The 1,116-nt window shown below is 33.5% G+C and carries 3 protein-coding genes; 1 reads left to right on the forward strand and 2 read right to left on the reverse strand.

The window, feature by feature from the left end; all coding sequences use genetic code 11:
• A partial coding sequence (locus CHB62_RS14490; RefSeq protein ID WP_254919389.1) for a transposase occupies positions 1–165 on the forward strand: 165 nt, incomplete at its 5' end.
• Here CHB62_RS14490 and CHB62_RS14495 read toward each other — a convergent pair.
• Complete coding sequence (locus CHB62_RS14495) at positions 119–595, reverse strand: Imm12 family immunity protein (protein WP_089367370.1); 477 nt, start codon at positions 593–595, stop codon at positions 119–121. The two genes, CHB62_RS14490 and CHB62_RS14495, sit on opposite strands and share 47 nt — an antisense overlap.
• Before the next feature lie 212 nt (positions 596–807).
• On the reverse strand, positions 808–1,116 hold a 309-nt coding region (locus CHB62_RS14500), incomplete at its 5' end, for an IS30 family transposase (protein WP_141240457.1).

A 1,116-nucleotide genomic window follows, 5' to 3' on the forward strand; every position in this document is an offset into this window, starting at 1 on the left:
AAGACATACATATTAGCATGGTACGACCATTGTATAACAAATGGAACAATTGAAGGCATTAACAATAAAATAAAGGTTCTGAAAAGACAGATATATGGATTCAGAAATGAAGAATACTTCACATTAAGGCTATATGCATTGCATGATAGGCATCTACGCATTTAACGGAAGAACCTTTAAAAGCTGTTTCTGTAAACATCTCACAATCAAAGTTATATCCTTTAGATTCTAGTTTTTCCTTAATCAAAACCCCTAGATCTATCAACGAACTCTCTAAAAATAATAGAAATTTCTTTTTCGTATCAAGTTTTGGTTCAGAATTCCAATAATATCTATCAACACAAAACTCGGTAATAAATTCATTCTTTTTCTGAAAGTATTGATGTTTTGTTATTCCTGATTTGGAACAATATTCTGATAAATCTCCACTGATGTATAAATTGATCTTTATCTTGGCAAGCCCTTCGAAGGACTTGTTTACAAACTGTTCTTTTAGAGATTTTCTCACTTTAATTATTATTTGATGTATTTTTTTCTCCATTCCAACTTCAGACACTATTTGCCCACCTATTACAGAACTTACAATAATTTCCATCTGTCTAATGCTTTAATGTCAATGATTTGCTTTCTTATATATGCCATCGGCCTTATTACTTAACGTCTCACCTTTTTTGCTTCCAGTCCAACTTTCATGATTTAAAGGACCTGGCACCTTTTCAGACAATTCTCTTTCTAAATCCAACATGTCTGTTCTCTTTCCTCGAGTCATTTCCCTAACATCCGTGAATTCAACAAGCAAGTGCAAATTTACTTAATTAGTTCGTAAAAGCAGTCCTGTGGTGTTTTAAAATCTAATTTCTTTCTTGGCCTCATGTTAATTTTCTTTGAAAACTTCGTGATTTGTTGCTGGCTGATATGCTCAAAGGTTTCTTTTTTTGGCACGTATTGCCTAATTAGTCCGTTAGCATTTTCTATAGCGCCTTTCTGCCATGAAGCGTATGGGTCAGCAAAATATATGGTGACACCAAGGCTTTTGGCTATCATTTCATGACAAGCGAATTCTGTACCATTGTCAGTTGTAATAGACTTGATATGCTCTTTGAATGGAGACAGTAA

Source organism: Prevotella jejuni, assembly GCF_900187995.1.
GTDB lineage: Bacteria > Bacteroidota > Bacteroidia > Bacteroidales > Bacteroidaceae > Prevotella > Prevotella jejuni.

Excerpts from the sequence above, each read along its gene's own strand:
- CHB62_RS14495 (WP_089367370.1), bottom strand. The coding sequence starts at position 595 with ATGGAAATTATTGTAAGTTCTGTAATAGGTGGGCAAATAGTGTCTGAA.